Source organism: Pantoea sp. Ep11b (assembly GCF_040783975.1).
GTDB lineage: Bacteria > Pseudomonadota > Gammaproteobacteria > Enterobacterales > Enterobacteriaceae > Pantoea.
Genome location: NZ_CP160631.1, coordinates 1,672,808 through 1,692,199, shown reverse-complemented (window position 1 = coordinate 1,692,199; position 19,392 = coordinate 1,672,808). Strand labels below are relative to the sequence as shown.

Here is a 19,392-nt window from a genome sequence, read left to right as displayed (position 1 = left end):
TACGGGGTGATAAATTCAGTTAAGCCGGAATGCCCAGCTTTTCGCGGGCATAATGTAGTGCTTTTTCAATGACCTGGTCGATAGACATCGCGGTAGAGTCCAGCACCAGTGCATCAGCAGCAGCCACTAAAGGGGCAATTGCGCGATTGCGATCGCGGTCGTCGCGCTCTTTTATCTCGGCTAAAAGGCGGTCAAAGTTAACATTAAAGCCATTATCCTGCAACTGTAGCATACGGCGCTGAGCACGCTCTTCCGGGCTGGCATCGAGGAAAATTTTCACCGGCGCATCCGGAAAAACCACGGTGCCCATGTCACGACCATCTGCAATCAGGCCCGGCATTTCACGGAAACCACGCTGACGGCGCAACAGCGCCTCACGCACCCGCGGAAAAGCGGCTACGCGGGAAGCGGTATTGCTCACCTCCTGCGTGCGGATTTCACCGGTAACATCTTCGCCTTCGAGGATAACCTGCATTTCACCGTTTTGTGACACGAAACGCACATCAAGATGCGCTGCAATCGGCACCAGTGCTTCTTCAGACTCGATATCCACCTGATGATGCAGTGCGGCTAACGCCAGCACGCGGTAAATCGCACCGGAGTCCAGCAGATGCCACTGCAGCGATTCCGCCATGGCTTTGCACAGGGTTCCTTTTCCCGCTCCACTTGGCCCATCAATAGTTATGACCGGGGCAGTTACTGTCATTATTCCCTCCTGTTGCTGCGTGCCTTATGACCATCTGGTCACCAATAATGCTTAGCATTATACGCTGCATAGCATGGCTTGGTTACCCTTTCGCACTGACAGGGTTCGAAATCTTAGTTAATTCAGAGGATCTCTGCGGAATGACAGCCAGATCAAACCGGGGGGATCCGGTGCGAAACCGCACCGGAGAGGAGATATCAGGCAGGCTGGCTGATTTTTGCCAGCTGAATAAAATAGTCCGGGAAGGTTTTAGCGGTGCAGCCGGGATCCAGAATGGTCACCGGCGTATCGGAGAGCGCCACCAGAGAGAAGCACATCGCCATACGGTGATCGTTGTAGGTACCGATATCGGCATGGATCAGCGTGGCCGGCGGCGTGATACGAATGTAGTCATGTCCCTCTTCAACCTCTGCCCCCACTTTGCGCAGCTCAGTGGCCATGGCGCTCAGTCGATCGGTCTCTTTAACCCGCCAGTTATAGATGTTACGCAACTGGGTTGTGCCTTCAGCAAACAGGGCGGTAGTCGCAATGGTCATGGCGGCATCCGGAATATGGTTCATGTCCATATCGATCGCCTGCAGTTTCCCCGCAGTACAGGCAATGTAATCATCGCCCCACTCGATGGTTGCGCCCATTTTTTCCAGCACGTCTGCAAACCGGATATCGCCCTGCACGCTCTGGCGACCAATCCCGGTGACCCGCACCGTGCCACCTTTGATGGCGGCTGCAGCCAGAAAATAGGAGGCGGAAGAGGCGTCGCCTTCAACCAGATAGTCACCTGGCGACTGGTACTGCTGCTGTCCCTTGATCAGGAAGCGCTGATAGTTCTGATTCTCCACAGTGACGCCGAAGCACTGCATCAGGTTCAGGGTGATATCAATGTAAGGTTTGGAAACCAGATCGCCTTTAATGGTGATACAGGTATCCTGCTGCGCCAGCGGTGCGGTCATCAGCAGTGCGGTCAGGAACTGGCTGGAGACACTGCCATCCACACTGACGTCACCGCCGGTGAACCCACCCCGTAAACGCAGCGGCGGATAGTTTTCGTTTTCCAGGTACTCGATGGTCGCGCCGCCCTGACGCAGGGCATCCACCAGATGGCCGATAGGACGCTCTTTCATGCGCGGTTCGCCGGTCAGCTCCAGATCGTGCTCGCCCAGACAGAGCGCCGCAGCCAGCGGACGCATTGCGGTGCCGGCATTCCCCAGGAACAGTGACAGCGGCTGTGCAGCATGCAGCGGCCCGGCATTACCTGTGACTTCACACACCGTGCGATCGCTGGAAAGCGTATAGCTCACGCCCAGCGCGGTCAGCGCATTCAGCATGTGCCGGACATCATCGCTGTCGAGTAAGTTGGTGAGACGCGTGGTGCCGTTAGCCAGCGCAGCCAGCAGCAAAGCACGATTGGAAACGCTCTTTGAGCCTGGCAGATTTACGGTGCCATTGACGCGGGCAATGGGCTGGAGAGTCAGGGAGTCCTGCATGTGAAACGAAATCCTCAAAAAATACAGAGACCTCGCCGTATGACGAGGTCTGGCATCAGCATAATTGCTGAGATCTTAATAATCAGCCGTGACGGCGTTCGAAATCAACCATGAAATCCGTCAGCGCTTTTACGCCTTCCAGCGGCATCGCATTATAAATAGAGGCGCGCATACCGCCTACGACACGGTGCCCTTTCAGCGCATGCAGGCCCGCCCTGAACGACTCTTCCAGGAAGAGCGCATCCAGAGAAGCATCAGCCAGCTGGAAAGGAATATTCATGCGGGAACGGTTCTCCGCCGCCACATCATTGCGATAGAAGCCGCTGTGGTCGATAACCCCATACAGCAGGTCAGATTTTGCCTGGTTGATGCGATCAATTTCGGCTACACCGCCCTTCTCTTTCAGCCACTTAAACACCAGCCCGGAGAGATACCATGCAAAAGTGGGCGGGGTGTTAAACATTGAATCGTTATCGGCCAGCACTTTGTAATCGAGAATAGAAGGCACGGAGGCGTGCGCCTGGCCCAGCAGGTCTTCGCGCACAATCACCAGGGTTAAGCCGGCTGGCCCTACATTTTTCTGTGCACCTGCGTAGATGACGCCATAGCGGCTGACGTCGATAGGGCGTGACAGAATGGTCGAAGAGAAATCAGCAACGACTGTTTTGCTGCCAAAGTCGGGCTGTTCATCAATGGCGATGCCATCAATGGTTTCATTGGGGCAGAAATGCAGGTAAGCGGCGTCTTCACTGACCGCCCACTCGCGCAGCGGCAGAATGGCACGTTTGCCGTCGCGGGTCGTTTTGACATCCAGCGTGCGTGGAGAACAATATTTTTCCGCTTCTTTAATTGCGCTATGCGCCCAGTAGCCGCCGTCGGCATAGTCGGCGCGGGTCGCATTCCCCAGCAGGTTCCCCGGCACGGCGGCAAACTGCGCACGCGCCCCGCCATGACAGAATAAAACTTTGTAATTCGACGGTATTTTTAGCAGATCACGGAAGTCCTGTTCTGCCTCTTCAGCCACCTGAATAAACTCTTTGCTGCGGTGACTGATCTCCATTACAGAGGTACCCAGACCGCGCCAGTTCGTCAGCTCCTGTTCTGCACGACGAAGGACTTCAACCGGTAGCATCGCCGGGCCAGAGCTAAAATTATAAACCTGCGTCATTTCCCCTCACCACTGTCATATCGAACGGTTATGAATAATCATCCGGTTTTATCACTGCATTCTGATAGCTGCAATCATAAATCAGGGCGCGGTCACATTTTCTGAATCCGGCTCGCCGGAGGTTATGTTACCAATGCAAACCGGCACGGAATTTTGTGAGGCGTCATCCGGCCCCGTGAATCCGCATTTGGCTGGCAGGCGGGCCTGATGAAAACTAAGCCGGTAAAATTATCCGCCCTGATAGCGGTCAGTCAGCAAAGTCCGTATCATGGCGCGCTTTACGCACCCTATGACAACTGAGAGAGCGCCACAATGACGCAAACATTTATCCCGGGCAAAGATGCCGCACTGGAAGACTCCATTGCGCGTTTCCAGAACAAGCTGCAGGATCTTGGCTTTAATATTGAAGAAGCATCCTGGCTTAATCCTGTTCCCCATGTCTGGTCAGTGCATATCCGCGACCGCGATTGCCCGCTCTGTTTTACCAACGGCAAAGGGGCCAGCAAAAAAGCGGCGCTGGCGTCTGCGCTGGGCGAATATTTTGAGCGTCTCTCAACCAACTACTTTTTTGCTGACTTCTGGCTGGGAAAAGAGATCGCTAACGGCGATTTCGTGCACTATCCCAATGAGAAATGGTTCGCCGTCCCTGACGATGAGTCACTGCCTGAAGGGATTCTGGACCCGCGCCTGCGGGCGTTTTACGATCCTGACCAGGCGCTGACGGCGTCCGGCCTGATTGATCTGCAGTCTGGTCATACCGAGCGGGGGATCTGTGCCCTGCCCTTTACCCGTCAGTCCGACCAGCAGACCGTCTACATCCCGATGAACATTATCGGCAACCTCTATGTTTCAAACGGCATGTCAGCAGGTAACACGGCGAATGAAGCGCGTGTTCAGGGCCTGTCGGAAGTGTTTGAACGCTACATTAAAAATCGCATTATTGCTGAAGCCATCAGTCTGCCTGCCATCCCGGATGCCGTCATGCAGCGTTATCCTGACGTGACAGAAGCGATTGCCCGTCTGGAAGCCGAAGGCTTCCCGATTTTCGCCTATGACGCCTCGCTGGGCGGAAAATACCCGGTCATCTGCGTGGTGCTGTTCAACCCTGCCAATGGCACCTGTTTTGCCTCCTTTGGCGCGCACCCGGATTTTGGTGTGGCGCTGGAGCGTACCGTGACCGAACTGCTGCAGGGCCGCAGCCTCAAAGATCTGGACGTGTTTACGCCACCGACTTTTGACGACGAGGAAGTCGCTGAACATGCCAACCTCGAAACGCACTTCATCGATTCAAGCGGTCTGATCTCCTGGGATCTGTTCAAAGAGACGGCCGATTACGACTTTGTTGACTGGTCATTTGCGGGCAGCACCGAGCAGGAATTTGCCACACTGATGGCGATCTTTGCCGCTGAAGATCAGGAAGTCTACATCGCCGATTACGAGCATCTGGGCGTATACGCCTGCCGTATCATCGTACCGGGCATGTCAGACATCTATCCGGCGGAAGATCTGGTGCTGGCGAACAACAGCATGGGCGCGGGTATCCGTGAAACCCTGCTCTCCCTGCCTGACAGCAACTGGAATCCGGAAGAGTATCTGGACCTGATCGGTCAGCTTGACGATGAAGGCTTTGACGACTTCACGCGCGTGCGTGAGCTGCTGGGTCTGGCGACCGGTAAAGACAATGGCTGGTACACGCTGCGCGTGGGCGAGTTAAAAGCGATGCTGGCGCTGGCAGGCGGCGATCTGGATCAGGCGCTGATCTGGACTGAATGGACAATGGAATTCAACAGCTCAATCTTCACGCCTGAGCGGGCAAACTATTATCGTTGCCTGCAGACGCTGCTGTTACTGGCGATGGAAGATGAGCGCGATCCGCTGCAGTATCATCACGCTTTCCTGCGGATGTATGGTGAAAGTGCAATGGAGGCGGCTTCAGCGGCTATCAGTGGTGAGAGTCCATTCTATGGCCTTCAGCCAGTTGATGACACGCTGCAGGCATTCCCTGCGCATCAGTCCCTGCTTGCCGCCTACGAAAAACTGCAAGCGGCTAAACGTCAGTTCTGGAAAAACGCGTAATGCCTGACAGGGCAACCTGACACCATCAGCACGACATGGCACCGGATTTATCTGGTGCCATTATTCCCGCCTCTTTTTTTACTGAAACATTAGCGTCATTAAAATTCTTATTTATTACAGTGCATCATTTTATTTAACATGCAATCGTTTCAATCCTGACGCCCCCTCTTTCAGTAAAAGGTTCCGCCTCCAGCCTTTAAAATATTTTTTGTATTTTTAAAATTTATTTAATTCATTATTTTCAATAAATTAGATAGTTATTGCTTTTTCATCTCCGCTTTCCGCTGTCGATCATTTCGGCAAACATGATCTATATCAATTACCACCCACTACGCCTTTGTTAGTATTTTTTCAGACAACTTCAGGAGTAAGTTAGTGTGAAAACTGACAACCCTTTTAATCTTTTATTACCCGCCGCAATGGCGAAAGTGGCCGAAGAGGCCGGTATCTATAAAGCCACCAAGTCCCCCTTCACCACCTTCTTTCTGGCAATAAACGCCGGCGTATTTATCTCAATCGCGTTCGTATTTTACATTACAGCGACCACCGGCAGCGGTGCGATGCCTTACGGTCTGGCCAAACTGATTGGGGGTGTCTGTTTCTCCCTCGGCCTGATGCTGGTGGTGGTCTGCGGTGCCGACCTCTTCACCTCTACGGTGCTAATCGTGGTCGCCAAAGCCAGTGGACGCATCAGCTGGGGCCAGCTGGCCCGCAACTGGATTAACGTCTACGCCGGTAACCTTGCAGGCGCCCTCTTCTTTGTGGCGCTGATGTGGTTCGCCGGTCAGCACATGGTGGCAAACGGCGCATGGGGTCTGAACGTCCTGCAAACCGCCGATCACAAGATGCATCACACGTTTCTGGAAGCGGTCTGTTTAGGCACGCTGGCTAATCTGCTGGTCTGCCTCGCCGTCTGGATGAGTTATTCAGGCCGGACTCTGACCGATAAGCTGGTTGTGATGATTCTGCCTGTTGGCATGTTTGTCGCCAGCGGGTTCGAACACAGCATCGCCAATATGTTTCTTATCCCTTACGCCATTACCATCCGCGACTTCGCGACACCGGAGTTCTGGCAGGCTGCTGGCTCATCGGCTGCACAGTTTCCATCGCTTACCGTCAGTCACTTTATTCTCGACAATCTGATTCCTGTGACGATCGGCAACATCATCGGCGGCGGCGTGCTGGTTGGGCTGACCTACTGGGTTATCTATCTCCGCAAAGGCAGCCAGACACACTGATTCTGAATCTGACGGCACAGAACGAGAGCTGTGCCCGACCGTAAAGTCTCCTCATATAAGGCAGGTATATTATGACCGAACTTAATGCAAAACTGGCTTCAGCATGGGAAGGATTTGCTGAAGGCGAATGGCAGAATAGCGTCAACGTGCGCGACTTCATTCAGAAAAACTACACCCCTTATGAAGGTGATGAATCATTCCTGGCGGGCGCGACTGAAGCGACCACCCGACTGTGGGAAAGCGTGCTGGAAGGCATCAAAATTGAGAACCGCACTCACGCTCCTGTCGATTTTGACACCGACCTCGCCTCAACGATCACTTCCCACGACGCCGGTTACATCAACAAGTCATTGGAAAAAATCGTTGGTCTGCAGACTGAAGCACCATTGAAACGTGCCATCATTCCTTTTGGTGGCATCAAGATGGTTGAAGGCTCCTGCAAAGTCTATGGCCGTGAACTTGATCCTTCACTCAAAAAAATCTTCACCGAGTACCGTAAAACCCACAACCAGGGCGTCTTCGATGTCTACACTCCTGAAATTCTGCGCTGCCGTAAATCAGGTATTCTGACCGGTCTGCCTGACGCCTATGGCCGTGGCCGTATCATCGGCGACTATCGTCGTGTGGCGTTATACGGCATCGACTTCCTGATGGCCGATAAATTCGCTCAGTTCACCTCACTGCAGCAGGATTTAGAGAACGGCGTCAATCTGGAAGCCACTATCCGTCTGCGTGAAGAGATCTCCGATCAGCATCGTGCGCTGGCGCAGATCAAAGAGATGGCGGCAAAATATGGTCACGATATTTCCGGCCCGGCAACCAATGCGATGGAAGCCGTGCAGTGGACTTACTACGGCTACCTGGCCGCAGTGAAATCACAGAACGGTGCGGCGATGTCCTTCGGCCGCGTCTCGACCTTCCTCGATGTTTACATCGAACGTGACCTCAAAGCCGGTAAGCTGACCGAAGAGCAGGCACAGGAACTGATTGACCATCTGGTCATGAAACTGCGTATGGTGCGTTTCCTGCGTACGCCGGAATATGATGAGCTGTTCTCAGGCGACCCTATCTGGGCGACAGAATCCCTGGCCGGTATGGGCGTCGATGGCCGTACCCTGGTCTCAAAAAGCACGTTCCGCTTCCTGAACACCCTCTACACCATGGGGCCTTCACCTGAGCCGAACATGACCATTCTGTGGTCTGAAAAACTGCCGGTTAATTTCAAAAAATATGCCGCTAAGGTCTCTATCGACACCTCATCCCTGCAGTATGAGAACGATGACCTTATGCGCCCTGATTTCGATAACGATGACTACGCCATCGCCTGCTGCGTAAGCCCGATGGTCGTCGGCAAACAGATGCAGTTCTTTGGCGCCCGCGCCAACCTGGCAAAAACCCTGCTCTACGCAATCAACGGCGGCGTGGATGAGAAGCTGAAAATGCAGGTTGGACCAAAAGGTGACAAAATCAGCGACGACGTGCTGGATTTCGATACCGTCATGGCGCGTATGGACCACTTCATGGACTGGCTGGCCAAGCAGTATGTGACTTCACTGAACATCATTCACTACATGCATGATAAATACAGCTATGAAGCGTCACTGATGGCCTTACACGATCGCGATGTTTACCGCACCATGGCCTGCGGTATCGCCGGTCTCTCCGTGGCTGCAGACTCACTCTCTGCCATTAAATATGCCAAAGTGAAACCAGTACGTGACGAAGATGGCCTGGCTATCGACTTTGATATCGAAGGCGAATATCCGCAGTTCGGTAACAACGACCCACGGGTGGATGACCTGGCCTGTGATCTGGTTGAACGCTTCATGAAGAAAATTCAGCAGCTGACCACCTATCGCAATGCTGTTCCAACACAGTCTGTTCTGACCATTACCTCCAACGTGGTTTATGGTAAGAAAACCGGTAATACCCCGGACGGACGCCGCGCGGGTGCGCCATTTGGACCCGGTGCTAACCCGATGCATGGCCGCGACCAGAAAGGCGCCGTAGCCTCGCTGACATCCGTTGCCAGACTGCCGTTTGCTTATGCGAAAGATGGTATCTCCTACACCTTCTCTATCGTGCCAAACGCGCTGGGTAAAGATGACAACGTGCGTAAAACCAACCTTGCCGGTCTGATGGATGGTTACTTCCATCACGAAGCCAGCATCGAAGGCGGTCAGCACCTTAACGTCAACGTGATGAACCGTGAGATGCTGCTGGACGCGATGGAGCATCCGGAAAAATATCCACAGCTGACCATTCGCGTCTCCGGTTACGCTGTACGCTTTAACTCGCTGACCAAAGAGCAGCAGCAGGATGTGATTACCCGTACCTTCACACAGTCCCTGTAATCACCGTTCTGAGTGATAAAAGGCTCCTCGCGGAGCCTTTTATTTAAAAAGTCTGTTCTGGTCGTCATCTTTTCGGGGTGCCTACCAGAATCGATTTCCTGCCCTGAGCGCAACAGAGATTGCGCCGTCTGTCCCGGCAGACCTACTGGAGAAAACATCGCAATGTCAGTTAACGGTCGTATCCACTCATTTGAATCCTGCGGAACCGTCGATGGTCCCGGCATCCGTTTCATCACCTTCTTCCAGGGCTGCCTGATGCGCTGCCTCTACTGCCACAATCGCGATACCTGGGATACCCACGGCGGCAAAGAGATCAGCGTCGACGCGCTGATGGCCGACGTGCTCTCCTATCGCCACTTTATGAACGCCTCGGGTGGCGGCGTAACGGCATCAGGAGGAGAAGCGATTCTTCAGGCTGAATTTGTCCGCGACTGGTTCCGCGCCTGTAAAGCAGAAGGCATCCATACCTGCCTCGACACCAACGGCTTTGTCCGCCGTTACGACCCGGTGATCGATGAACTGCTCGACGTGACAGATTTAGTGATGCTCGACCTGAAGCAGATGAATGATGATGTCCATCAGATTCTGGTTGGCGTCTCCAATCACCGTACGCTGGACTTTGCCCGCTACCTGCAGAAAAAGGGAAAACGCACCTGGATCCGTTTTGTCGTGGTGCCAGGTTATTCCGATGATGATGACACGGCGCACCGTCTGGGCGAGTTCACGCGGGATATGGAAAACGTAGAGAAAATTGAGCTGCTGCCCTACCACGAGCTGGGTAAACACAAATGGATCGCGATGGGTGAAGAGTACAAACTGGAGGGGGTCAAACCACCGAACAAAGAGACCATGGAGCGGGTAAAAAATATTCTCGCCAGCTATGGCCATGAAGTGATGTATTGACGTCTTAACCGCAAAAAGGGAGCCTGAGCTCCCTTTTTATGTTTCAGCCCTCAGGCATGCGCCACCGGTGTAGCATGCTGATCCGCTTTGCGCAGCAGCATCACCAGATAGATCAGCGACACCGCGGCGATCATCACAAACAGCAGGCGATCAGAATAGTTCTGCATCAGCACCGAGGTCATGGCCGGGCCGAGCAGGCTGCCCACGGTATAACTCATCAGTAACGCCTGGTTCATTGCGACCAGCTCGTGATGTGCCACGGTTTCACACGCCCAAGACATCGCCACCGGATAGAGCGTAAAGCCCGCCAGCCCCAGAACAAACAGGGCCGGAGCCATGGCGGCATTGCTTAACATCGCCATCGCGCCGAGGATGACCACAAAGACCTGCACACGCAGCACCAGCATACGGCCAAAGCGATCGGCCAGACGTCCTACCGGCCACTGTCCGACAATCCCTGAACTCACCAGCAGTGCCATCCAGTAACCAACATTCGCATCGCTCATGCCCTGATGTGACAGGTAGAGCGGCATCAGGCCATAGAGTGAGCCTAAAACGATGCCGGAAATAATGCAGCCATTGATACCCAGGCGTGAACTGCGGCGACGAAGCATCGGCCAGATACGCGTCGGGGCCGCTTCCGCCGCTTCACCACTGGCGGAAACCCGGGTAAAGACCAGCGGTAATACCGCGCACAGCACCAGCGCAGTGACCCAGGGGATCACGCTCAGCAGCTCAGTAGAAAGCCTGCTGACCAGCAGCTGACCGGCAACGGTGCCCAGGTAATAAACAATCATATAAGCTGCCAGCAGCCGTCCACGATTACGGACGGTACCGCTGCAAAGCAGTGCGCTCTCCACCACCACCCACATCAGCGCACAGCCTGCGCCCGCCATAAAACGCAGCGTGCTCCATATCCAGAACCCCTGCATCATCGCCAGACACACCGTTGCCAGCGCAAAAAGCCCGGTCGCCAGGTAGTAGCTGCGATTAAAACCGTACCGACTGATCAGCCACCCCGCCAGCAGCGTACCGGCAAGATTTCCGGTGTAATAGGCGGAACTGACGATGCCGACCTGCCAGGTTGTCAGAAGATCATGGGTCAGCCACAGAGGAACCAGCGTATTCAGCACGGCGATGGCGACGGTCATTAACATCAGGCCGCAAAGCAGAAATATCACGGGGCGTGACCAGGTTGACATAGAGGATAAAAACCAGAGCAGATAAAGGAAATTGCGCGCAGTTTGCCATCCGCTTATTTAAAGTCAATGGGCGACATTTAACCGCAGCACATTTTGCTGCCCGACAATTTAATTTACTAATCTTCAGTGGGTTACAAACGTTATAACTATTGGGAGGTTAATTGCTATCTCTATGAAAAATGAGATTTTTAAGCGTTTGGGCGGGTCTGATATCGATAACGTTTATTTGTGATAAATTCTGGTCTGGCTCGACGGGTCACAGCGTTCCGTCCGCATAAAAAAACCCGGCCGGAGCCGGGTTTAGCGTGTCGGTATCGCTTAGCCGATCATGTCGACGCCGTTCATATAGGGGCGTAAAACCTCTGGCACCGCAATGCGGCCATCTTCCTGCTGATAGTTTTCCAGCACCGCGACCAGCGTACGGCCGACAGCCAGGCCTGAACCGTTCAGGGTATGCACCAGGCGTGGCTTCTTATCCTGCTTGCTGCGGCAACGCGCCTGCATGCGACGCGCCTGGAAATCGCCCATGTTTGAGCAGGATGAGATTTCACGGTAGGTATTCTGCGCCGGAAGCCAGACTTCCAGATCGTAGGTTTTGGTTGACCCGAAGCCCATGTCACCGGTGCAGAGCAACACCTTACGATACGGCAGGTTCAGCAGCTGCAGCACTTTCTCAGCGTGACCGGTCAGCTCTTCCAGCGCCTCCATAGAGTGCTCCGGGCTGACAATTTGCACCATTTCCACTTTGTCGAACTGATGCATACGGATCAGGCCGCGCGTGTCGCGACCGTAGGATCCCGCTTCAGAACGGAAGCATGGCGTATGCGCGGTCAGTTTAACCGGCAGGCTCTCCTCTTCGAGGATCTCGTCACGCGCCAGGTTAGTCAGCGGCACTTCTGCGGTAGGGATCAGCGCATAGTGGCTGCTGTCTGACTCCTCTTCCAGCGGACGGGTGTGGAACAGGTCTTCGCCAAACTTCGGCAGCTGGCCGGTACCATAGAGCGTTTCATGGTTTACCAGATAAGGCACGTAGGTTTCGAGGTAGCCATGCTGCTCAGTGTGCAGGTCGATCATGAACTGGCTCAGTGCGCGATGCAGACGGGCAATCTGACCCTGCATCACCACAAAGCGCGAGCCGGTCAGCTTCACGGCTGCCGCAAAATCCAGACCTTTGGCTGCTTCGCCCAGTTCAACATGATCTTTAACCGGGAAGCTGAATTCGCGCGGGGTACCCCAGCGGCTCACTTCCTGGTTTTCACTGTCATCTTTGCCCAGCGGCACTTCATCTGCCGGAATGTTCGGCAGCGCCAGCGCGAAGTCACGGATTTGATTCTGCAGTTCGTCCAGTTCTGCTTTTGCGCTATCCAGGCGTTCGCCCAGTGCGTTCACTTCCTGACGCAGCGGCTCGATGTCTTCCCCACGCGCTTTGGCCTGACCGATGGATTTGGATCGGGCATTACGCTCTGCCTGCAGATTTTCTGTTTCCACCTGCAACACCTTACGACGCTCTTCGAGCGAGCGCAGCGTGTCTACATCCAGTTTGTATCCCCGGCGTGCCAGTTTTTCTGCGACTGCGTCTGGCTCATTACGCAGCAGATTGGGATCGAGCATGCTTATCCTGTGTATTAAAAGTTGGTTAAAAGAAGGCGCGCACTCCGTGGAATGCGTTGAAAACATTGCTCACATTACCGTAACGTCTGTTTCAGCGGTAGCGTTTTGTCGGGCTATTTTGATCCTGCTCAGCCAGCCAGCTTAGCTTTTCGCCAATCTTACCCTCCAGTCCGCGCGTGGTCGGGGTGTAATAGCGCGCACCGGCCAGCGCCTGGGGAAAATAGACTTCGCCCGCGGCGTAGGCATGGGTTTCATCATGCGCGTAACGGTACTCTTTACCCAGCCCCATCTCTTTCATGAGCTTCGTCGGCGCATTGCGCAGATGTTCCGGCACATCGTAATCGGGATGGTCGCGCGCATCGCGCATCGCGGCCTTGAAGGCGGTGTAGACGGCGTTACTTTTCGGTGCGCAGGCCAGATAAACAATCGCCTGCGCAATCGCGCGCTCCCCTTCTGCCGGTCCCACGCGCGTGAAGCAATCCCAGGCCGCAATCGCCACCTGCATCCCGCGGGGATCGGCATTGCCAACATCTTCTGAAGCAATAGCCAGCAACCGTCGCGCGACATAGAGCGGGTCGCCGCCTGCGGTAATGATTCGTGCATACCAGTAAAGCGCCGCGTCGGGTGCGGAGCCACGCACCGATTTGTGCAGCGCCGAGATGAGATCGTAGAAACGGTCGCCCTTGTTATCAAAGCGCGCAGCGCGCTCACCCGACACTTCATTGAGCAACTGCGGCGTCAGCTGTCGCTGGCCGGTGGCGTCGGCTTCCGCCATGTCCGCCATCATCTCCAGCGTATTCAGCGCCCGGCGGGCATCGCCGTTGACCAGTTCAGCGATCATCCGGCGCGTATTCTCCGGCAGCACGATGTCACTGTCGCCATACCCACGGGTTTTGTCCTGCATCGCCTGATCCAGCACCTGCTCAATATCCGCCTGCGTCAGGGATTTAAGCAGGTAGACGCGAGCGCGCGACAGCAAAGCCGAGTTGAGTTCAAACGAGGGGTTTTCGGTGGTCGCACCAATAAAGGTGATGGTGCCATCTTCGATGTGCGGTAAAAAGGCATCCTGCTGGCTTTTGTTAAAACGATGCACCTCGTCCACAAACAGGATGGTGCGCCGCCCGGCATGTTTGTTCTGCCGGGCGCGTTCGATCGCCTCACGGATCTCTTTTACGCCAGAAGTCACCGCCGAGATGCGCTCCACATCGGCGTTACCGTAATGCGCGATGATCTCGGCCAGCGTGGTCTTGCCGGTCCCGGGCGGTCCCCACAGGATCATTGAGTGCAGGTGCCCTGCTTCAATCGCGCGCGGCAGAGGTTTGCCCGCGCCCAGCAGATGCTGCTGACCAATGTACTGTTTCAATGTTTCTGGCCGCATCCGCGCGGCCAGAGGTTTGAAATTTTCGGTGGAAAAATCCAGGGACAGGTTACTCACCGTGACCTCACTGACGTTGGTCGTCCACCGTGACGCCTTTAGGCGGTGTGAACGTAAATTTATCCGGGCTGATAGCCCCGTTCTGCTGGCTCTTCAGCTGGTAGTCGCTGCGCTGACCATCCTGTTCAATCGCGCTGAAGCGATTAATGGTGCCGCCAGGCGTAACCTGGATAGTGAACTGCTTCAGATTGCCGTCGCTGTTTTTCGGCGTCAGCTCGAAGTTGTCACCCTGCTGTTTGATGTTGTACTGCTTCCAGTCGTTTGACTGGTTGCGGGCAATCAGCATAAACGGCGTGTTGCTGGTCGCATTCTGCAACAGGCTGACGGTCGCCTGCTCAACAAACGGATTGTAGAACCACAGCGATTTGCCGTCGGAGATGATGATGCTTTCATCTGGTGCAGTGATATGCCAGTTAAACAGGCTGGGACGTTTCACCCACAGTTCGCCTTCGCCATCCTGAACGTTAGCGCCGCTGCTGTCGGTCACTTTTTGCGTGAAGCTGGCATGGAAGCTGCTGACCTTGTTAAGACGCTGTTGCAGGTCACTGGAAGCATCAGCCAGAACGCTGGCTGAAGAAAAGGTGGCCAACAGGCCCAGAGCGATTACGCGTAGTTTCATCTGCTGCAATTCCTTATTTAAACGTTCCCATCGATTACTGCATTAAGCCTGGTCGCCGTTCCGCCATCAGAACAGAGGAAAAAACCGAAAGCTGATTAAAATATGGGGGTTAGCCCCCTGAAAACAATGAGCCAGTCGAAACTGGCTCATTGAATCATGTTTCAAAATATATCGCTTGCTACATATCGTGCGGCGGAGGCGACAGCACTTCACGGTTGCCGTTGTGGCCAGGTGCAGAGACGATACCCTGCGCTTCCATCTGCTCAATGATACGCGCCGCGCGGTTGTAACCGATGCGGAACTGACGCTGAACGCCTGAAATCGACGCCCGGCGTTTATCGATCACAAAGCTGACGGCCTGATCAAACAGCGGATCCAGCTCTTCATCACTGTCCATCCCCCCCGCGCTTTCGCTCTCTTCGCCTGCGGTAATGCTGTCGATATATTGTGGTCGGCCACGGGCTTTCCAGTCCTGCACCACGGCATGCACTTCCTGGTCACGCACAAATGCACCGTGAACGCGAATCGGCAGGGAGGAGTTCGGCGGCATATAGAGCATGTCACCCATGCCCAGCAGAGATTCGGCACCGCCCTGATCGAGAATGGTACGGGAGTCAATTTTGCTGGAGACGGTAAAGGCGATACGCGTCGGGATGTTCGCTTTGATCAACCCGGTAATCACATCCACCGAAGGACGCTGGGTCGCCAGCACAAGGTGGATACCGGCGGCTCGGGCTTTCTGTGCCAGACGCGCAATCAGCTCTTCAACCTTTTTGCCCACGGCCATGATCAGGTCAGCAAACTCATCGACCATCACCACGATGTAAGGCAGTTTTTCCAGCACCGGCGGCGTCATATCCATGCTGTCGCCCGGCTTCCAGAACGGATCGGGAATCGGACGACCCATCGCCTCTGCCTGCTCTACTTTTTCGTTGTAGCCCGCCAGATTACGCACGCCCAGGGCTGACATCAGCTTATAACGACGCTCCATCTCACCCACACTCCAGCGCAGCGCATTGGCCGCATCCTTCATGTCCGTGACGACTTCGGTCAGCAGATGCGGAATGCCTTCATAGACCGACAGCTCCAGCATTTTCGGGTCGATCATGATGAAGCGCACTTCTTCAGGCGTGGCCTTGTAGAGCATGCTGATAATCATAGCGTTGACGCCGACAGACTTACCGGAACCAGTAGTACCGGCGACGAGCAGGTGCGGCATTTTGGCCAGATCGGCGACGACCGGCTGCCCGGCAATATCTTTACCCAGCACCACAGAGAGCGGTGACGGGTTATCGCGGAATTTAGGGCAGTCCAGCACTTCACGCAGGTAGACGGTCTGACGATGTTTGTTCGGCAGTTCCAGACCCACATAAGGTTTTCCGGGGATCACCTCTACCACGCGCACGGCGACGGTGGAGAGTGAACGCGCCAGGTCACGCGACAGATTGGAGATACGCGCGGCTTTCACACCGGGTGCCAGATCCAGCTCGAACCGGGTGATGACCGGGCCGGGCGAGATACCGACGACTTCCGCCTTCACGCGATAATCGCCCAGTCGCGCTTCGACCAGACGGGCAGTCTGCTCCAGCGAGAACATATCCACCGGCTCTTCCTCTGCCGGAGGCGCGGTCAGCAGATCCAGCGAAGGCAGTGGTGTAGAGGGTTTCTCCAGCGGCTGTTCATGACGCATCAGGAACGGGTGAATCAGGCTGTCATGCAGTGACGGCTTCGCTTCTTCAACAGGTTCAGGCGCGGCAGGTGCACCATACGCAGACGAAGACGCAGGCGTCGTATAGTCAGCTGCAGCGGGCGCGACCGGTGCCCGGTAAGCGGGTTCAGCCGGGGCACTGTAAGCGGGTTCAGCCGGGGCACGGTAAACGGGCTCCGCAGGGGCTAAATGGGTCGGCGCAGGCACCTGAGCCGCAGCCTGAGGTTCTGCAACCTCGCTCACCTGCTGCCAGGGCTCATGTGAAACCGCTGGCGCTTCCGGTTCCGGTGTCGCCGCGATAGTAAACAGCGGTTCGGTCGGGCCATCATCCACCAGATCTTTCATCGGTGAAAAATCAAACGCAGAGGCGGTATCGATATTGAGTACCGGCTCTTTCTTCACGTCAGGCTGATAGCGCTGCTGTTGCTGCTCAGCAAACTGACGCGCCAGCGCATCCTGCTGCTGTGCATCCTGCTCCTCTTCCTCATCCTGCTGCCAGCTGGTGCCGTAACGCTGCTGCTGTTCAGACTGGAAGGCCTGGCGCAGTTCAGCCTGCTGCTGCGCCTCTTCAGCCTCAGCAACCGAAGTCTGACTCTCTGCCGGTGCTGATTCACGCTCTTCCGCCCGGGCTTTCTCTTCTGCCATGCGCTGAGACGGCAGCTTGATACCGTACGAAGCCAGTTCGCGGCGGGTAGGCAGTTTGACCGGGTTAGGGCGTGGTAATGCTGGACCGATGCCCTGTTTAACCTGCGGATTAACCGGGGTTTCAGGGGCTAAGTCAAACACAGGCGCAGTTCGTGTGGCCGATGCGGCTGCGGCCGCTGTTGCGGTCGCGGCGGCAGGGACCGCAGTCGCATCCCGCCAGTTGCCCATCCGGGGCTCATCATCGTCATAAGCACTGAACGCTGGCGCGGCGGGTGCCTCGTCCGGCATTTCGAAATGATAAAGCGGCGGAGAGGTTGCCGGAGCAGATGCAGTCTGCGCTGCTGACGGCGCGCGGTAAGGTTCGGGTGCTTCCGCAGCCACTGGCGCAGTGTAAGGTTCGGGTGCGCTCGGTGCAGCCGCTGGAGCACTGTAAGACGCAGGCGCACTCTGCCCGGCGGCAGTCACAGGCTGCGAGGCAGGAATAGCGGCAGCAGGGGCAACCGGGGCTGGTGTGGTTGCCGCAACCGGCGCTGGCGCGGTATCCACAGCCGCAGGCGCAGGTGTGCCCGCAGCAGCCGGAGCGGCGACGGCAGGTGCGACGCCAGCCGCTTCGGTGGTCGCTGCGACGGCGGCGCTGGTTGCTGCGGCGGCTTTCGCCAGCAGCGGATCGGGCTGTGACGCCGCGCGCGGCGCAGAGAGCAGGACATCGTCGTCCTGATCCGCCCCGCTCATCTCAGGCAGATCGGCATATTCACGCGTATCGCGCTCGTCATCCTCTTCCTGCCACGGCTCATCGTGACGTGAGCGGTTACTGGCAAACGTCAGTACGCCCATCACCACGCCACCAATCCGCTCGGCAATGGTAAGCCATGACCAGCCGGTATAGAGCGTGATGCCCGCCGCCCAGACGCAGAGCAGCATCAGCGTGCCGCCCGCCGGGCTGAACCACGGGGCGATGGCATTACTGACCAGACTGCCAATCACGCCGCCGGAGGCGAAGTACCAGATATCATCGGCATTCAGCGCCGCCATACCACAGGTTGTCACCACCAGCGCAAGCACGCCAATTAAGCGAAGTCCGACCGCAAAGTAGTCGAAATAGTCCTGGTTATCGCGCTGCCGGAAAGCAATCCAGCACAGCCCCAGGATAACGGGCGGAATGGCATACGCCATCACACCAAAGATGAAGAGTAAGGTGTCGGCCAGCCAGGCACCGGGGCTGCCGCCGAGATTGTGAATGGGTTCATGCCAGGCCGTCTGCGACCAGCTCGGGTCGGAAGGATTAAAACTGACCAGAGAAACCATCAGGTAGATGGCAAACAGCGCCACCAGAATGAGCATCGCTTCCAGCAGACGGCGTCCACTGCTCAGCGACTGTAACGAAACGTCTTTATCTTCTGTATATTCCTGGCTCAAGAGGACTCTCCAGGTGCCTGTAAAGTAAGAAGCAACAGCGTCGGGCAAGCCCGACGCTGATCCTGTATGAATTCACAGGAGTGTACCGAAATCTCGCAGGTTTTGCACCTGCGCCGCATCAGCGGGTTTTGATCACCAGCCGATTGCTCTGTTTGACCTCTTCCATCACCACATAGGTTCGCGTGTCGTTTACGCCCGGCAGGCGCAGCAGGGTTTCACCCAGCAGCTTACGATAGGCAGACATATCAGGTACGCGCGTTTTCAGCAGGTAGTCGAAATCACCAGAAACGAGGTGACACTCTTGAGTTTCCTCAAGTTTTTGCACCGCGGCGTTAAATTGTTCAAACACATCCGGCGCGCCACGATTCAGAGTAATCTCAACGAATACCAGCAGAGAGGCATCCAGATAGTGCGGGTTCAGCTGCGCAGTATAGCCAAGAATAAATCCCTGACGTTCGAGGCGGCGCACGCGCTCAAGGCATGGCGTAGGCGATAAGCCTACGCGTTTGGAAAGCTCTACGTTTGAAATGCGACCATCTTTCTGAAGTTCGTTCAGAATGTTCCTGTCAATTCTGTCGAGGTCTTTCCCGGGGCGTTTCTTATTGTCTACCATTATTATTGTCTCTCTTAATTCCTTCCCTTTACCTGCCACGCCCTGAAAACGCTCATTGTTCGGGGCATTTCTGAAGTGAGCTAACAGAACCTGTGTGGTGAGACCTATCGATATGACGCATGTTGTCTGTCCACATCATGCGTCATTATCCATATCAGGCTGCTTTTATCCGGCGTTACGTGCAAAACAGGCGAGGAAAACCTGTTTTGTGCCG

Annotated in this window: 13 protein-coding genes; 4 read left to right on the top strand and 9 right to left on the bottom strand. The window is 55.5% G+C overall.

All coding sequences use genetic code 11. The annotated features are described in order from the left end of the window. Positions 1-19 precede the first annotated feature (19 nt). From cmk to serC, 3 genes are all read right to left on the bottom strand, one after another. Positions 20-706 carry a (d)CMP kinase gene (cmk, locus tag AB1748_RS07925; RefSeq protein WP_111138811.1) on the bottom strand — a complete coding sequence of 229 codons (687 nt, stop codon included), beginning with the start codon at positions 704-706 and terminating at the stop codon, positions 20-22. A 197-nt stretch (positions 707-903) separates the two neighbouring features. Further along, entirely contained in the window at positions 904-2,190 is a 1,287-nt protein-coding gene (aroA, locus tag AB1748_RS07920) for a 3-phosphoshikimate 1-carboxyvinyltransferase (protein ID WP_367396216.1), read from the bottom strand. 82 nt (positions 2,191-2,272) lie between these two features. Next, positions 2,273-3,358, bottom strand: coding sequence for a 3-phosphoserine/phosphohydroxythreonine transaminase (gene serC / locus AB1748_RS07915; protein ID WP_367396215.1), 1,086 nt, complete (start codon positions 3,356-3,358; stop codon positions 2,273-2,275). A 312-nt stretch (positions 3,359-3,670) separates the two neighbouring features. Between serC and ycaO the strand changes: the two genes are divergently transcribed. The 4 genes from ycaO to pflA all read left to right on the top strand — a co-directional run bounded on the left by ycaO (position 3,671) and on the right by pflA (position 9,929). Continuing rightward, positions 3,671-5,434 carry a 30S ribosomal protein S12 methylthiotransferase accessory factor YcaO gene (gene ycaO, locus AB1748_RS07910; protein ID WP_111138814.1) on the top strand — a complete coding sequence of 588 codons (1,764 nt, stop codon included), beginning with the start codon at positions 3,671-3,673 and terminating at the stop codon, positions 5,432-5,434. 377 nt (positions 5,435-5,811) lie between these two features. Beyond that, on the top strand, positions 5,812-6,672 hold the full coding sequence (focA, locus tag AB1748_RS07905) for a formate transporter FocA (RefSeq protein WP_111138815.1): 861 nt from the start codon (positions 5,812-5,814) through the stop codon (positions 6,670-6,672). 71 nt (positions 6,673-6,743) lie between these two features. Further along, positions 6,744-9,026 (top strand): formate C-acetyltransferase, encoded by a 2,283-nt coding sequence (gene pflB / locus AB1748_RS07900; protein WP_111138816.1) that lies wholly within the window; start codon positions 6,744-6,746, stop codon positions 9,024-9,026. Between the two features lie 162 nt (positions 9,027-9,188). Then, entirely contained in the window at positions 9,189-9,929 is a 741-nt protein-coding gene (gene pflA, locus AB1748_RS07895; protein ID WP_111138817.1) for a pyruvate formate lyase 1-activating protein, read from the top strand. 50 nt (positions 9,930-9,979) lie between these two features. On the opposite strand, the gene AB1748_RS07890 is transcribed toward pflA, so the two are convergent. The 6 genes from AB1748_RS07890 to lrp all read right to left on the bottom strand — a co-directional run bounded on the left by AB1748_RS07890 (position 9,980) and on the right by lrp (position 19,178). After that, entirely contained in the window at positions 9,980-11,131 is a 1,152-nt protein-coding gene (locus AB1748_RS07890; RefSeq protein ID WP_111138818.1) for an MFS transporter, read from the bottom strand. 318 nt (positions 11,132-11,449) lie between these two features. Continuing rightward, positions 11,450-12,742, bottom strand: a complete 1,293-nt coding sequence (serS, locus tag AB1748_RS07885; RefSeq protein ID WP_111138819.1) for a serine--tRNA ligase — start codon at positions 12,740-12,742, stop codon at positions 11,450-11,452. A gap of 91 nt (positions 12,743-12,833) precedes the next feature. Further along, positions 12,834-14,177 carry a replication-associated recombination protein A gene (locus AB1748_RS07880; protein ID WP_111138820.1) on the bottom strand — a complete coding sequence of 448 codons (1,344 nt, stop codon included), beginning with the start codon at positions 14,175-14,177 and terminating at the stop codon, positions 12,834-12,836. Positions 14,178-14,184: 7 nt separating this feature from the next. Then, a complete protein-coding gene (gene lolA, locus AB1748_RS07875) occupies positions 14,185-14,796 on the bottom strand; it encodes an outer membrane lipoprotein chaperone LolA (RefSeq protein WP_367396214.1) in 612 nt (203 codons plus the stop codon). 178 nt (positions 14,797-14,974) lie between these two features. Next, positions 14,975-18,565: a DNA translocase FtsK 4TM domain-containing protein gene (locus AB1748_RS07870; RefSeq protein ID WP_367396213.1), complete on the bottom strand. Its 3,591-nt coding sequence runs from the start codon at positions 18,563-18,565 to the stop codon at positions 14,975-14,977. Positions 18,566-18,683: 118 nt separating this feature from the next. Further along, positions 18,684-19,178, bottom strand: coding sequence for a leucine-responsive transcriptional regulator Lrp (lrp, locus tag AB1748_RS07865; protein ID WP_006118610.1), 495 nt, complete (start codon positions 19,176-19,178; stop codon positions 18,684-18,686). Between the last annotated feature and the right edge of the window lie 214 nt (positions 19,179-19,392).